The sequence below is a fragment of the Veillonella sp. CNR 79/14 genome (assembly GCF_003992185.1).
Taxonomy (GTDB): domain Bacteria; phylum Bacillota; class Negativicutes; order Veillonellales; family Veillonellaceae; genus F0422.
The window spans coordinates 1-16,896 of record NZ_RQVH01000006.1; the positions used below are offsets into that span (position 1 = coordinate 1).

Genomic DNA, 16,896 nt, shown 5'->3' on the forward strand with positions numbered 1-16,896 from the left:
ACAGTTATTTTTAATCTTTTTAATTTTCTTAGTTACTAAGCTGTAAGAAAATTAAAAGTGCTTGTGTCTCAAGCACTAAAAGTATTATATGCTATTTACCAATAATTTGCAACCCTACTTTTTAGTATTTTTCATATATGTTTTCTATAGAATTCACCCTATATAATCTAGCCTACTTAAAACAACTAAATTAAGTATATCTAAGCTAAAGCATAATGTACACCTCCTGCTTCTAATTATAATCGGATTTATAACACCATGTGCCAGCAATACTTATATTTCTTCTGAGTAACGTAGTTATACATAGAATAGTTTGTGGAATTCCTTACTACCTAAATTCCTCAAACATCATAAGAGCACAGCACCCCCACCCTAGAATGCAGTCATGCGTAGAGCGCCTTGTGGCAGTGTTATTAAATTATTCATGCAAATTTATGAAGAGCACGGTAAACCTCCGAACAACCACTCACAAACCTTTCCTAGAGGAATGCAGTTATTTGTAGTAGCTTTGTGGCGTTTTTACTATCTAAATTACACATATACAAGAAGAGCACGGTGTGCTCCGAATAAACATTATGAAATACCGTTTGTGAGGAGTATACCGTGCTCTTCAATTTATCTTATTAAGTTTAATTAGCCACAGGCTACATAGCGTTACAAATGACGATACATTATGAAATACCGTTTCTGAGAAGGTGTATTGCGGTCTTTTCTTTCATTACATCGCAAAAACGCCACAAGGCAGAATAGCATTACAAGTGAAACCCTTGAGTTTTTGCAATTTCCACCAAGGCACTGCGCTTCTCATCCTTCATTTGTAATCGCCCCACTACTTGGTCTGTAAATTTAGGCAAGGGATAATTAGGACTACGAAGATCATAGTATTGATTCATTTCTTCATCATAATCTTCTAATAGCTCATGATAATTATCAAACGTACTATATTCATCATCAAATACATTTGCTTCTCTTGGCATGCGTGGTTTCAATGCTGGTTTTTGGTCTGCCATACCCAGTCCAAGTCCTACTACAGGGAATGTTAATTCAGGTAGGTTCAAAATTTCAATCATTTTTTCTGCATCGTTTAAGATACTTCCCAAATATACTGTACCATATCCTGCTAGCTCTGCTGCAGTCACCATATTTTGTGCCGCTAAACAGGCATCTGTCCACCCTTGGAAGAATCGATCTGCATCATTTGCTGTATCAAGATCCAGTCCTTTTTCTTTCATAATTTGTGCATTTCGATATGCATCCACCACAAATACAAACAATTCAGGCATACCTTTCACATACTCTTGTTTGCATACCGCTGCAATGGCTTCTTTAATTTCTGGCTTTACAATACGGATGATACTGAATGTTTGCATCCCCATGCTTGTAGCAGTCCGTTTCGCTACATCTAACAAAATACTTAAATGTTGCGGAGATACTCGCATCGGTTTATATTGTCGAATACTTTTATGATCTAACATAATATCAATAGGGTTCATAGTTTTACTCCTAACCTTCATCATACTTTCACATAGTTTATGTAGTATAATAACAAATACTAGATGTACTGTATATATACCATTGTAGGGTACTTATTTTTTCTTTGTCAACAGGTACATCATATAGAAAGGACGATTTTATGAAACATTCATTGCTTTTGAAAGCTTTCACTATCGGCGCACTGATGACATCTGCCACAGTGGGCACTATGGCTGCAGATATGACTGCAAATATGTCCGCTGGAGAAATATCCGTCACAGGCCAAGCTGTTCGCCAAGTGGCACCATCCTATGCATTACTTAACCTTGGGGTATCTAGCAAAAATACGTCTGTTCAATCTGCAAAATCTCAAAATGATGCGATTATGTCTAAACTTATCTCATCCCTACAACATTTAGGCGTATCTAGAAATAATATCCAAACATCTAACATTACTATCAACCCTAATTACGATTACATTGATGGGAACTCAAAATTAAATGGCTATAATGTAAACAACACTGTTGTTGTAAGGGTGTATGACACATCCTCTATTGGAAAAGCCATCGACGCAGCTATTGCTAGTGGCGCTTCTGATATCAATTCCCTTACCTTCCAAACCGATGTATCCCAAGAGATAGAAGATCAATTATCTGCATCTGCTATTAGTGATGCACGCCACCAAGCGGAAGTGATTGCAAAATCTCTTGGCCGTGAACTAGGTCCTGTTAAATCCGCAAGCTTAGGAACTACACGCACACAAACTATGGAGGTAAACCCTAGATATGCTATGCTTGCAGTAAAATCTATGGATTTATCTAGCTCTACACCTATAGAGAAGGGAGATATGTCCGCCAACAAAACAGCAAATGTAGTATTCTATCTGCAATAGGATCTATATCTCTTGATACAACTATCTGATTGCCAAAATATATGCATTCACATACACATCTAATGATGCATGTTATACATACTACTTACTATATAAATATCACCCCTACGAGAAACGTCATCCGATGTATGGCGTTTCTTCTTTTTTCAAAAAAAGCCGTAGCGAACACAATCCTCAGTCGCTACGGCTTTTTCTTATTTTTTCTTAGGCACAACTTTAAAGCTATCATGCATTTGCTTTTTCATATCATCTGATAATGGACACGGCCATTCATTGATATCATTATGCTTCTTTAATTTTTTTAAATCCTCAGGACTTAATTTTTGCTTTTCTGCATCGTCAAATGTAATCATGATTCCATCACCTCTACTCGGAATACTAGAAAAGGAAAGACCAATTTCTTTCTAATTGTATTATATGATGAAAAGCACCTTCTTGTGAAGATGCTTTTCATATGTATACACAATACTTATATCATCAAAAATCCACTAGGATCCATGTATCAGATTCACGCAAAGTGCCTCCATACTATCCTGTTTATTTTAGTGATTATGCACGATCTTTAATTTCTTGTTGGATATTTGCCAAGAATTCTTCCCAAGGAATCGCCCCTTGTTCACCAACACCACGTTTACGAACAGCTACTTTTCCTTCTTCCACTTCTTTGTCACCTACCACAAGCATGTAGGATACTTTTTCCATTTGTGCTTGACGGATTTTGTAACCGATCTTTTCGCTGCGATCATCTAGTTCCACACGCACATAGGCATCTTTAAATGCTTTGCGTAATTTTTCAGCATATTCGACATGTTTTTCACTGATTGGAAGGATTTTCACTTGTACTGGTGCCATCCAAGTTGGGAACGCCCCTGCAAAGTGTTCAATCAAGATACCAATGAAACGTTCCATAGAACCAAAGCATGCACGGTGAATCATGATTGGACGATGTTTTTGACCATCTTCTGCGATATATTCCAAGTTAAAACGTTCTGGCAAGTTCATATCCAATTGGATAGTACCACATTGCCATGTACGGCCGATAGAATCGCGAATATGGAAATCTAGTTTAGGGCCATAGAACGCACCATCACCTTCGTTGATACGATATGGAATACCTTTTGCTTCAATCGCTTCACGCAATGCTTCTGTCGCTAATTCCCAAATGGCATCGTCGCCAATAGCGCCTTCTGGTTTTGTACTTAACTCTACATGATAGGACAAGCCAAATTGAGAGTAGATACGGCCGAATAAGTCGATAACGCTCATTAACTCTTCTTTAATTTGAGATGGAGTCATGAATACATGGGCATCATCTTGTGTAAAGCTACGTACACGGAATAAACCATGTAAAGCACCGCTCAATTCGTGACGATGTACCAAACCAAGTTCTGCCATACGAATTGGCAAATCACGATAGGAATGCATATCGTTTGCATACACCAAGATACCGCCTGGGCAGTTCATTGGTTTAATTGCATATTCTGCTCCATCGATTTGTGTTGTGTACATATTTTCACGGTAATGGAACCAGTGACCAGATGTTTCCCACAAATGTTGGCTTAAGATAATTGGGGTACGAACTTCTTCATAATCATAGTCATGATGTACTTCACGCCAGAAATCTTCTAAGGCATTGCGTACTGCCATACCTTTTGGCAAGAAGAATGGGAATCCTGGTCCTTCTTCTTTGATAACGAATAAGCCAAGCTCTTTGCCTAATTTACGATGATCACGACGAGCTGCTTCTTCTAATAAGTGTAAGTATTCCTCTAGTTCTTCTTTCTTTTCAAAAGCAGTACCATAAATACGTTGCAACATTTTATTTTTTTCATCGCCACGCCAGTAGGCACCTGCAATACTTTGTAATTTGAAAGCTTTCACTTTACCAGTGCTTGCCAAGTGTGGGCCTGCACAAAGGTCAGTGAAGTCTCCTTGTTTGTACGCAGAAATCACTGCATCAGCAGGTAAATCATTGATTAACTCTACTTTATAATTTTCATGTTTAGCTGCGAAGAAATCTAGTGCCTCTTGGCGTTCCATCAATACTTTTTCGATAGGTAAGTTTTCTTTTACAATACGGCTCATTTCCGCTTCGATTTTCGGTAAATCTTCTGGCACTAATTTATGTTCTATATCGATGTCATAGTAGAAACCGTTCTCGATAGCTGGTCCAATGGCCAATTGCGCATCAGGCCACAAACGTTTTACTGCTTGCGCCATCACATGAGATGCAGTATGACGGAATGCATGTTTACCACCATCTTCTGCAAATGTTAAAAAGCTTACCTTAGAACCTTCCACCAATACTTCACGAAGGTCTGTTAATTCTCCATTTACATCAGCGGCTAATACTTTTTTTGCTAAGCTGTTTGAAATTTGTTTTACTGCTTCACCCAATGTAGTTCCAGCTGCAAAAGCTTTAGAACTTCCATCAGGTAAAATGATATTTACTTCACTCATAGGTTACCTCCCTAGGTCTAATACTACTATGCCATTGGGGATGGCAATACTTTTTACCAACAAAAAAAGACCTTCTCCCACACAAGGGACGAAGATCTTCGCGGTTCCACCCTAGTTAGTCCCTATTGATAGGACTCACTCTTACGGACGATAACGGGTCCACACGGATTTGATTACAAGCTAAGCCTTCACCAAACCAGTTTGAAGGTGGTAACGTCTAAGTCTACACTAGATACTCACAGCCAAGGTATCTTTCTCTGAAAGTATAGATGGTTAGGGTCATGTCCTTCGCATCACTGTTCTATATGTATAATACAAATATAGTAACTCCAAACTATATATCTGTCAAGCGATTTTTTTCGATGTAATTAATTCCCTATAAAAAAAGTACTACTCTCTGCACCCTGTCCGAGAACTGGCCATTGAGTAGTACTATGTATATGCTCTTAAGACTTGAACAATAGAATCAACTTTTATCCCATGTCTCTTTGGCCGTTTCTAACAAACCTTTGAGCCGAGCTAATCCTTTTCTTCGCAATCGATGAATATAACTATGACTGCACTCCATTGTGTCTGCAATAGATGCTACACTGTGATCTTTGTAATACACTTCTTCCACTACATGTTGCTCCGCTAAAGGCAACTGTTTCATGGCAGAGGTTACCATATCCCCATACATGCGTTCCTCGCAAACAATTTCTGTAGAAGGTCCCTCTGCAGGCAGTTGTTCCCACCAAGTTTCTCCATCTTCTGATTCAGTTTGTAACACAATGCCTTCCTTACCTTCTTTGCGAAGATAGTCTAATATGCGTCCACGAATACGATGCACTGCATAGAGGGAAAAAGCTACTCCTTTTTGGGAGTCATAGCGCTCTACTGCCTCAATTAGGCCAATCGTTCCCTCTTGAATGCAATCCATCATATCTATCTTAGAGGATTGATATGCATTGGCTTCTTTCAATACTAATGGTTGGTAATGCTCTATGATCGTCATGCGAGCCTGCATATCTTCATGTTCTTCATAGGATTTCCAAAGCTGTTGTTCTTCTTCCCATGACAATAATTCAATTTTATCCACACTGGCAATATAATCATTAAGCATACCTTCACCTCCTTTAGAATCGATAGCGCCACTGCGCCCCTAAATAGCGTTTATTTTCATTATTAAACCATCCTGTAGCACTGACATTACGATTGATATCATACTGAAAACCATATGATAGATGATCGTTTTTTAGCCCTCTAGTTAAGGTAATCATCAAATCTGGCACTACATATTTACCTATGGTCACATTAAAGTTATTTTTCTCTTGGAAATCACGAGAGTCTTTTCCATCCAAAGAGCCTGTAGTAATATTCACCAAATCTAAGCCCAATGTATCTTGCAACACATCTTCAATATACCCAAAAGCCAAGGACTGTAAACTAGAGGTAAGCAATGCATTCGCATCATCCGATGTAACACCACTGGCATTACCTACATTACGTCCAAAAGTCAACAAAGAAATAATTTGACGTTCCGATAAATTAGGTTCCGAAGTCAGTTTTAATCTCATCTGTGTAGCAGGTCCTTCTGCTTGCAAGGATACACGATAGTTCTTTACATTCGCCATACTTCGTACATTCAGTTCAGGAATCACACTACCTGTGACAAACTTAGCTTGCCCTTCAGTAATTTTAAAGCGATTTTTCAAATATTTTACATGCCCTTTATTCACAGATAACTTGCCACTTGCCTTTGGTTCTCCTAAGGTACCTTCAAATTTTACCTGCCCTTGTAAGTACATATCATAAAGCAATGGATTATATAATCTCACATTGTTTTTAGCATTGATAGTTACATCTAGTCCCAATGGAATCGATGTCTCTGAACTACTAAAGGATAAAGGTATAGATCCTACCACATCATGAAGGTTGATGACGCCTACTAAGGTTGGCAAATCATTTCTATTGATCATATACAATTCGCCTTCCAATGGGCCGGTATAAAATTCATGACCAATTTCTATACCTTTCATTTGTAATGCACCATCATAAGAAGTAATTCGAGAACCTGTCCATCCTATATTTCCAGATACGCCAGCATTACCTTTCCCCATGGTAGTACTTCCTGTAATATCAACATGATTACCACGGAATAATAGCTGTCCCTTTAACTGCGTCAATGGTTTCTTTAAGGATTTGAGCTGCATAGATCCGTTCGCTAAATCTATCGTACCATCAGCTAATACATTCGCAGAGTTTCCTGTTACATGAACAATACCACGAATAGCCCCTTCTCCAGACTGTACCTCTTTAAACATCAATGGAAGTACTGACAAGTTTGCTTCATTCATATCCACATAAACATCAAATTGCTTACTCGCATCATCAGACACATATTCATTGGTTACCAATGCACTTAAAGGTAATTTACCACGCACTTTAATAGAAAAATCCGCTTTCTTAATCATCCCTTGTTGAATCGATACCACTTGGTCTTCCATATTGCCTAAGATGCTTAACTGATCCAAGCTTATACCATTGATGACAGCTTGTTCTATTTCACTAGAAAACTCTACCTTTGGAGATTTCGTAGGGCCCTGTACATTAATAATAAAGTTCCAGTTCCCTTGTCCATTGATATCTGATGTTACTAAAGGCAAGATAGTTCCAACAGGCACTTTTGATGCTACTAACTGAATATCTGTAATCCCATCTAAATCAGCTTTACCCTTACCAGCAATAAGCCCTTCTTTAATAGGTAAATTAAACGTACGGATATCAATGGTACGTCCACCATAGCCCACATCCAGTGTAGCAGTTCCCACTACTTCATCACGAATAGTTGTATTTTCGAGAGATCCTTTTACATCTAACCTTGGGCTGTCACTAGTACCACCTAAATCAATGGTCGCCTGCAACTTGCCATTTACATCTGGTACATTTGCATTACTTAATGCTAATAACTGTTGCAATTCTCCATCTCGTACACGAACATAACCAAATAAGCGTTTCGATTCATCCAGTTGAACTCCACCTTTTACTTCATATTGACTAGTGCCGCTGCCCGTGAAAGTCAACTCTTGCAGATGTACCACTTTCGGCGTAATGTACACAGCACCCGTAATATCATGCAATGTAGTATCCTTCACCTGCATAACATCTGACTGTACCACGCCCTCAAAGATAGGTGCATCCACAGTTCCACCTAGATGTCCTTCTGCGCCTACATAGCCAACCATGTTGAGACCCGCATCCCGAATAAAGGGTTCAATTGGCACCGCATCACCTACAAAATTAATATCTAACTGTTTGTTTTGTATATCCCCATCCACCACAATAGAGGAACCATAGCTAGTAATGTCCAACCTTGGTAAATGTAAGTGCCCATCCTTATATGCATAATATCCTTCAATAGATTCAAACAGTTTTCCATATATAGAGCCATCCCAGGCTTTCACATATCCATTTACTTTAGGACGCTGTAAGGTACCTTCTATATGTACATCTGTGTGAATCCATCCCGTCATAGGAATATCTGTAAAGTTTGGCAATATGTCTTCAATACGTACATCCTTCGCAGAGCCTTTGATATCCACATCTTGGCCTCCATCTAAATTGATAGTTCCTCGCACATCATAGATACTTTTTTTATATTCTAAATCACCGTCAAGGATATGCAGTTTTTTATCCTCTATATTTGCTTTCACAAACATACGGTCAAACTGTGTTACACCATAAGAAAGTGTATCTCCCGCAATGGTAACAGTCCCTGTAGGGTTCTCTAGGGATCCCTGCAAGTTTGCTTCCATGGATACAGTGCCTCCCAAAGGTTTAGGTGACCATCCATTAAATTGTTCTAGTCCGATATGAGTACCGTATAGGCTAAGTCCAAATGTTCCATTTCCTAAGCGACCACTACCGGTGAATGTCCCCCTACTCCAGTTACCATTCATATAAGGTACTACTAGTTGTGTACCATCCCAAGATACACTAGCATCCAAAGTATCCACTAAGATAGATTTATACCCAATTTGACGTCCCCTTACAGAGCCCACTACATTTGAAATAGCACCTCCCTGTCCTTCCACAGTCAAATCACCGCTGACAGATCCCTGCACAGAGGATTGTCCTCCAAGAGGCAGCCCATATAAAGACACATTTTGTAAGTTTAGCTGTGCAAAGAAATCTTTTGTATCTATATGATACGAGCCAGTACCAGTTACAGTTCCACCTTGCGTACTCAGTTCTGCATCTCCTACATGAATCACTTGATCTCCATAGGAAAGATGAGCTTTTCCACGATTGACTGTGATTCCTTCATAGGCAAGATCTCGTACCTCTACATCGCCACTAGCTTTTACATTCGATACAGGTCCTGTTAACAATGCCTCTGCCGTAATAGTCCCTGTCAGTGGCAATTGACCAAACGAGGCTAGATTCCACTCTTTCAATCCTACGCTGACATGTAATGTAGGATCCTCATCAAAGACATGGTGTACAGTGCCACTCACACGAAGGTGCTCGTCATTCACATTCGCTTCAATTCCATCCAAGAACAGCACATCTCCATGGATTTGAAGTGTCCCCTTCCCAGATGTTAACCGATAACCTTGAAGCGTCGTTCCTACATTTTGGAAGGAAAGTCCCCCTTCCCCATACCAGAAACCACCACGTTGTGTGACTGTCAATGCTACATCTGTCAGCTCACCACTGATAGGACTTACTGCAGTTGGTAAAGAGATTCGATTTATAATAGGAGCTATATCTAAATGTGGTGTTTCCACATAGAATGATCGATTACCACTGTCATCCAACGCCCATTGTATGTTGGAATGAATATGATCCTTTCCTAATTGGGCATCCACGACTCCATCTAGCATATGTCCACCATCACCTAGGACGGTCATATTCACATCCGATAAGAGCAACGGTTCTGCATGAGGCAAGAATAAGGATATAGACCCATTCTCTAGCCGCAACAATCCACTAAATTGACTAGGACTATCCGACTCTCGTTCCTTAAGCAATTGTAGTACATTCCATTGCCCCTGTTCATCTTGTACCACATTGACATGCGGTGAGCTGACAGTAATCGTACCGATTAAGGCATCTGGCGATACCTGTCCAAAAGGATATTGCAATACCTTAAGCCATTGAATGGATATCGTCAATGCATCTGCGGTAAGCACACGTTGCCCTTTCGCATCGTCTACGATAAGATCCTTCATTTGAACAGAACCATCCCAACCAATGTGAAATGTTGAATAGGAAACAGTTCCATTCAGTGCTGTATGTAATTGTTCTTGCACATAAGGCCCTACATAGGTTTCACTCAATGGTTGTAAGCCGAATCCAACGCCTGCTACACATCCACCGAGTACGATACCTAGTATCCAGTGTTTCCTCTTCATGATTCACCTCATATCGGTATGACCACTATCCTTGATTCACAATCATTGCGCCACTACCCACTGTGGCTTCTACAGAAATACCCATTGCCTTTTCTAAGGTAGCCATGCTTAAGTTATAGTTATATAGAGCATCTACATAATTATTACGAGCTGTGGCTAACGCCGTTTCTGCATCAAGCACATCCACATTTGTGCCTACTCCAGAACGGTAACGCAATGTTTTAATGCGGAAATCTTCCTGTCCTGCTTCTACTGCAGCATGAGTACTTTTAATTTTTTGTTCTGCTGCTTTTAAATTTAAGTACGCCTCTTGCACTTGTAACTCTACCGTATCAATCGTTTGTGCATAGGCTTCTTTCGCTTTTTCTAACTTTGCTTTAGCAGCACTTACATTAGCTTTTGATTGGCCCCCATCCCATACATTCCAAGATAAGGTAGCGCCTACGGACCAGTCTTTGCTATCGTTACCAGCCCAATGTGCACCATTCATGCGTCGGCTAGCATTGGCTTTCACCACTGGAATATCAGAAGCATCTGCAAGGCCTACATTTTCTTCGGCTGCTTTCACTGCCATTGCCGCTTGTACAATGGCACCACGATGTGCTACTCCATAAGATTTTGCAGATTCCAATGAAATACCATATGGTGCATAGCTTAATTCTTTGTCTGCTGTTACGATTGGTGTAGATACAGGCAATCCTACATGATTATTGAACTTTGCCTCTGCTAAATTAGCAGCGTTTTTCGCTTCTACTAAAGCAGTTTTTGCATTCGCTAATCGTGTATTCGTAGCCAGTACATCAGATTTAGATACAATACCTACTTGATATTGTAAGTTAGCATTTTTTAAATGTTCTTCGTAATCACGGACTGTTTGTTCTGCTACATTTACCTTATTACGAGACATGATAAGGGACAAATAATTAGTTGCTGCCGTTAATTTAGCTGTTTGTGCGGCTTCCGTTAATGCTGCGCCACTGCCATCACGACTATATTTAGCTGCTTCAATTTGTGCATCCAAAGCACGATTAAATACAGATACTCCCACACCTAATTGATGCGAAAAGGCATTTCCAGTTTTACTAACACCGTTCACTTCATTTCCTGTATGGTTAGCGCTATAATTATACGTCACTACTGGATTCCTACCGCTAGTCGCAACTCCTACTTGTGCTATTGCCGCTTCATAATCCCATTGAGATTGATGTAAGGTTCTATTATTTTGCAATGCTAATGCAATGGATTGTGGCAATGTAATAGACACAGATTGACTGTTTGTCTGTGCTTGGTTTTTATATGCCTTTGTCATCATTGCTGCTTGCGCAGTTGCTTTTTCTTGAAAATGTACTAATTTTACTGTATCTGTTTGCGGTGCCGCTGCTCCTACTGTACATGCATAGGCTGCTAACATCGCTGCTACTGTCATTATTTTTGTATTCATTGGGTCCTCCTAAAATGTCTTTCTTAGCCCAAAATAATTCACACGGTTATGGTCATGTCCATACCAAGTCCATTGACCTACCACATAAGTATCTTTCCATAATTGAACATCTGAACGAATCCGATAGGAACCATGGCGGATATCGAATAGAGCTCCAGATAGTGAAACTGGTTTTCCAAATCCCACATCGGCTCCTACGCCTAGTTTTCCATCAAATAAACCACCTCGTAGGTATACTTGATCTAGCACTCGTTTTCCATAGGTAAGGTCCACATTCGAACCATTACCTATATTGGAAATCCCTAAGGTATAGATAGAATCCTTCGTCATAAGGCGCACATCTGCATCAGTACGAGCTTTTTTATCCTCTGGATTGTACAATACCTCTGCTCCTATCTGCGTCTTAAGATCCGACTTTTTTCCATCCGAACCTGCTTTCACGTCCCCACCGGTAAGACGATTTAGCTTAGTCGTTAATTGTGCTGTATTATGCAAAGTTTCCTTAATATCCGCAGCGCTCTTAGGGTCTGTTACAACTCCTTCCATAGCGCCTGCCATTTTTGAAATACTATCTGTAGTAGTTTTCAAATTATTCACAATTTGACGCATTTCTGTTCCTGCTTGACCATCTGCATTAAATTGTTTCATATTCGTATCCATTTGATTTGTCAAGGATTCCATATTTCGTGTAATGCCTACCATATTCGCTGTTAAAGCTGAAATATTGTCACTATTATTCGCTAACATAGCATTCATTTGAGCCGTCAAATTTGCTGTATTTTGAGCAATTAACTCTGTCGATTGTAAGGCATTGCGTAAAGCGCTTTGTGTTTTTTCATCACCAATGATGCCATTCATGGATTGCAATGTAGTGGTGGCCGCTTCCATCAATTTCGTAGCTTGCGCCATGGTTTTATCGATTTCACTTTTTCCATCCCCTGTAATGAAAGCACCATCATCTAAATACAAAGTACTACGGCCTGGCGTAATTTGGATGAATTTATCCCCTAAAATACCATCACTTTCCATGGTAAAAGCAGAGTCTGTCGGAATTTTTACATCCTTGTCGATGTCCATAGCCACCGTAATCCCTTTGTCAGTGACTTGCATAGATTTGACTTTCCCTACTTTCACCCCTGAAAAGCGCACAGTATTGCCTTCTTTCAACCCCGTTACAGATTGAAAATTCCCAGCAATATGCATAGTAGGAGCTGCAAATATATCAAATCGTCCTAAAAATACAATACACACAGCAAATAGGACTACCCCCACTACGGTAAATAGACCTACCTTCGCCTCTGTTGTCCACTTCATGGTATATCTCCTTCTTCTTGTATCTCTGTTTTCACAGATTTACGACCCTCTATAAATTGTTGTACCTTCGGATTCTTAGAATGTCTAAACTCTTCTGTTGGTGATACTTCAATAAACTTTCCTTTATCTAGTAAGGCAATGCGGTCTGCCACAAAAAAGGCTGAGTTCATATCGTGAGTGACCACGATAGAACTACATTGCAAATGAGATTGCATGCTCCGTATTAAACGACTAATGGTGCCCGATGTAATCGGATCCAATCCTGATGTCGGTTCATCATATAGAATGATTTTAGGATCTAAAGCAATAGCACGAGCCAAGCTAATCCGTTTTTTCATCCCCCCTGATAGTTCACTAGGCATGTACTGTTCAGTCTTTGGCAATCCTACCATACGTAGCTTTCTAGCTACAGTACGTTGAATCTCCTCTTCGCTCATCGTCGTATGTTGGCGTAGTCCAAAGGCTACATTCTCTCCTACACTCATAGAATCAAATAACGCAGAGTATTGAAAGACCATCCCCATAGTTTGTCGCAACCGATCGAATTCATTCTCATCGATTTTCGTAATATCTACATCATCTACTAAAATAGTACCACTGGTAGGCCGTAAAAGACCGATAATCAATTTAAGCAAAGTACTTTTGCCCGCTCCAGAGCCTCCTAAAATAGCTAGAGTTTCTCCATCATGGATAGTTAAATCTACATGGTCTAAAATAATTCTATTCTCATAGGCTAGGACCACGTTTTGTAATTCAATCATAGGTCCTCCTAGAATAATAAGACTGATAAAAAGTAATTTAATATAAAGACTAAAATGATACTGGTTACTACAGAGCTAGTAGTAGCATAGCCAACAGCAGTTGCCCCCATATCTGTGTACATGCCTTTATAAGATCCAACTAGGGCAATAACCGCTCCGAACACACAAGATTTAATGAGTCCGTACGTCAAATCAGATAGGATCGCAAAAATTTGAATGGAGTCTAAATAGGTAGAACCGGCTAGTCCTTTCACTATGGTAGCTACCAAGTATCCCCCACCTGTACCGATAAGAACACCATAAAATGTCAAGATTGGCACCATAATCATACATGCTACAACACGAGGTACTACAAGATACCCAATGGGGTTAACCGCCATGACCTTTAAGGCATCGATTTGCTCTGTTACTTTCATAGTTCCTAACTCTGCCGTAATAGCTGCACCCACACGACCTGCTAATACAACGCCAACTAAAACTGGGCCTAATTCGCGCCCCATAGCAATGGCCATAATACCACCCACAGTTCCCTGTGCACCATAGTGTATCAATACATCTGCCATTTGCAATGTCATCACAGCGCCTGCAAAAAACATAGTTAATGATAAAATCGGCAAGGAATACACCCCTAAGTGTGCCATTTGTTCGATTGTGAGTTTCCAATTTATTTTTGGTAATTGTCCTATGGTTCTCCATAGTAACAACATGGCCTCACCTATCTGGGATAGGAAAAAGATCATTTGCTTACCAATCCATGTTAACCAAATCATAGTTCCTCCTGAGTATTTGTATCAATCTTCAGTATATCACAAAACTCTTTGAATGTGCAGTAGTACCATCGGAGTTTTCAAAATAAAAGCAGGAAATGATGCTATATCACTTCCTGCTCTCTTCGGATAAGACTATTTATTTTTCTTTTGGTCTGACTCTTCTGCTTTTACTTTCTCTTTTAAATTTGAAAGTTTTTCTTTGATCCGCTGTTTACGCAAATGGTCTCGATCTTTTTTATCTACCACTTGTACCGTAAACTGTCCATCACCTAAGACAACATAATCTACTACCACTCGTGATGCTTCATTGTTTTCTTTTTCGTCATCATCAGAGGCTTTCAAACCTTTTTTATGTTTGCCTCCATTTGGCAACTCATCATCGTCCACATCTTCCTCGTCTGCTTCTAGGCGTTGCTTTTTCGCCTTGTCCCCAGACTCTTCCACCATACTGATATCATCGGCTAAAAACTCTGCTACAATTTGGTTATTCTGATCATCTTCACTGAGATCTTTGAAATATTCATCAAAGTTTTTATGCACTTTCAATCGCTCTACAATTTCATCTGTCAAATTATATTTTTGTTTTTCAAACAAGTATGGCAATGGAATCACGCCACCACCACGCACTTCAAGTGTATAGGTTCCTAGCTTTTGATCTTCTGGCACTTTAAAGATAATTTCTCGTTGAATCTTTCCTTCGCGGTAGGCTTGTAAATTGGCAGTAATCACAATGTTGTCCCCAGGAGATACAATGACTTGGTCTGCACTAGCATCGATGATCGTAGCTGTACGTTTTGCTTCTTCCACTTGTACATCTACTTGAATATCACGGATTTCATAGTCTTTGAAAGCATTATTCATTAAACTTTCTACAATATCGAATAATTCATCGATAGATTTTTCAGATACTGAGCTACTGGAGTACACCATATTCCGTCGTTCTAAGGTAGGTAATTTAGGATCTACAGGTGTAATCTTAATATTGATCTTAGCTGTACCACCACCTACACGGTCTAGCGTTTTGTTCAGCAGGCTATATACGGAGGTCGCCACCAAGGTCGGCGTTAGTTTAGAAGATTCCACAACCGTGACCGCCGCATTTCGCTCTACCCCACGATCTAAATCACGAAGTTGCATACGCACAGGAACACCTTTTCCAAATACCCCAACGGTACCAGCAATACCTGCCCCGCGATCTTCTGTGATAACACCTACTTCTCGCCCTAAGGACCCCAATTTAAAACCAGAATCTATACTTTTTACTACTGTAAAAATACTGGAGTTATTCATGAAATAACCTGTAGAGCCACGTTTATCAAATGGGTGTCCAAAGGCAACTACTTTATCCTTATCTACATAGGTAACAGTCCCCACGGCGCCCATCTTCAAATCACCTTTTACCAGTAACGCCGCAATAGAGCCACCAGGCACCATTGGTTTCACAATATCATCAGTACTATCACTAGCCGTAGCATATCCTTTATAGCCAAAGTCTTTAAACTTTGTCCCTAGATACGACAAAGAAGCTTCATCATAGCCATCTGCCATCAGTGGAGTTCCTAAGGGTATCAGCTGGTTGTCCTTCCAAGGGTTAGGTAAATCTTTCTGGTATTTCTCATCCCATAGTTTTACCATTTGGTCGATAGGGGTCAACATCCCCAAAGTACCATCTGTAAATCCCCAGCCATAGGCAACGGCACCTACTAATTTTCCATCAATGTATACGGGGCTACCACTCATACCATGAACAATGCCACCAGATGCATCAATGACTGGACCTGATACTTTTACCAAGATTAAATCCCCTGAAGGACCGCGTTGCTTCATTACACCCAAAACTTCGACTTGGAATGAATCAATCCTATCACCTTGCACCACCGTATCCGCATGGCCTACCATACCACGATGTAAATCTTCTACTTTCATAAATTCTATTGCCTGGGCACTTGTAAAAGTAGCTCCACACAATAAGAGCGCCAGCACACTCTTATTGTACCGACGCCAAAAACGATGGAATTGCATCTATATCGCCTCTTCTTATTGATTATTAATTATTGATTACTGTTATAATTTGACCTCGTTCTACCGCAGCTCCTGGCTCTACAGATACTGTTTGTACCACGCCATTCACTGTAGCACGAGATGCCACCATAGGACCACCTAATGTTTGCACGGTTAATAATGGGTCTCCTTCTTTTACAGATGTACCCACACTAACTATGGACACTACCTCACCAGATAACACAGTTTCATGATTCACTGGTGCGGCTTCTGCCGTAGCTGTCACAAATAATGCTGCTAATAATGCCCCCAAACTATATAGAAAAACTTTTTTCATATATATACACCTCCTACATCTTTCTTCCATGTACAGTATATCATATTTTCA

General features: G+C 40.0%; 12 protein-coding genes. 1 reads left to right on the forward strand and 11 read right to left on the reverse strand.

Annotated elements, in window-relative coordinates:
• Positions 1–752: 752 nt before the first annotated feature.
• A complete protein-coding gene (locus EO119_RS03330) occupies positions 753–1,493 on the reverse strand; it encodes an NADPH-dependent oxidoreductase (protein ID WP_126940691.1) in 741 nt (246 codons plus the stop codon).
• Between the two features lie 140 nt (positions 1,494–1,633).
• Between EO119_RS03330 and EO119_RS03335 the strand changes: the two genes are divergently transcribed.
• Positions 1,634–2,365: an SIMPL domain-containing protein gene (locus tag EO119_RS03335; RefSeq protein ID WP_126940692.1), complete on the forward strand. Its 732-nt coding sequence runs from the start codon at positions 1,634–1,636 to the stop codon at positions 2,363–2,365.
• A gap of 194 nt (positions 2,366–2,559) precedes the next feature.
• Here the strand turns inward: EO119_RS03335 and EO119_RS08110 are convergent, their stop codons facing one another.
• The 10 genes from EO119_RS08110 to EO119_RS03380 form a co-directional block, all read right to left on the reverse strand.
• Positions 2,560–2,718, reverse strand: a complete 159-nt coding sequence (locus tag EO119_RS08110; protein WP_009353813.1) for a hypothetical protein — start codon at positions 2,716–2,718, stop codon at positions 2,560–2,562.
• Positions 2,719–2,914: 196 nt separating this feature from the next.
• Positions 2,915–4,825, reverse strand: a complete 1,911-nt coding sequence (gene thrS, locus EO119_RS03340) for a threonine--tRNA ligase (RefSeq protein ID WP_126940693.1) — start codon at positions 4,823–4,825, stop codon at positions 2,915–2,917.
• A gap of 466 nt (positions 4,826–5,291) precedes the next feature.
• Positions 5,292–5,927 carry a sigma-70 family RNA polymerase sigma factor gene (locus tag EO119_RS03345; RefSeq protein WP_126940694.1) on the reverse strand — a complete coding sequence of 212 codons (636 nt, stop codon included), beginning with the start codon at positions 5,925–5,927 and terminating at the stop codon, positions 5,292–5,294.
• Between the two features lie 13 nt (positions 5,928–5,940).
• Positions 5,941–10,221: a translocation/assembly module TamB domain-containing protein gene (locus EO119_RS03350; protein ID WP_126940695.1), complete on the reverse strand. Its 4,281-nt coding sequence runs from the start codon at positions 10,219–10,221 to the stop codon at positions 5,941–5,943.
• 25 nt (positions 10,222–10,246) lie between these two features.
• Positions 10,247–11,662, reverse strand: coding sequence for a TolC family protein (locus tag EO119_RS03355; protein WP_126940696.1), 1,416 nt, complete (start codon positions 11,660–11,662; stop codon positions 10,247–10,249).
• 9 nt (positions 11,663–11,671) lie between these two features.
• Positions 11,672–12,976: an MlaD family protein gene (locus EO119_RS03360; RefSeq protein WP_009353814.1), complete on the reverse strand. Its 1,305-nt coding sequence runs from the start codon at positions 12,974–12,976 to the stop codon at positions 11,672–11,674.
• A complete protein-coding gene (locus tag EO119_RS03365; protein WP_009353808.1) occupies positions 12,973–13,737 on the reverse strand; it encodes an ABC transporter ATP-binding protein in 765 nt (254 codons plus the stop codon). The genes EO119_RS03360 and EO119_RS03365 overlap by 4 nt, the downstream gene beginning before the upstream one ends.
• A gap of 8 nt (positions 13,738–13,745) precedes the next feature.
• Positions 13,746–14,507 carry an ABC transporter permease gene (locus EO119_RS03370; RefSeq protein WP_009353821.1) on the reverse strand — a complete coding sequence of 254 codons (762 nt, stop codon included), beginning with the start codon at positions 14,505–14,507 and terminating at the stop codon, positions 13,746–13,748.
• Between the two features lie 132 nt (positions 14,508–14,639).
• Positions 14,640–16,529, reverse strand: a complete 1,890-nt coding sequence (locus EO119_RS03375; protein WP_126940697.1) for a SpoIVB peptidase S55 domain-containing protein — start codon at positions 16,527–16,529, stop codon at positions 14,640–14,642.
• A 25-nt stretch (positions 16,530–16,554) separates the two neighbouring features.
• Positions 16,555–16,845 carry a DUF2118 domain-containing protein gene (locus EO119_RS03380; RefSeq protein WP_126940698.1) on the reverse strand — a complete coding sequence of 97 codons (291 nt, stop codon included), beginning with the start codon at positions 16,843–16,845 and terminating at the stop codon, positions 16,555–16,557.
• Positions 16,846–16,896 lie beyond the last annotated feature (51 nt).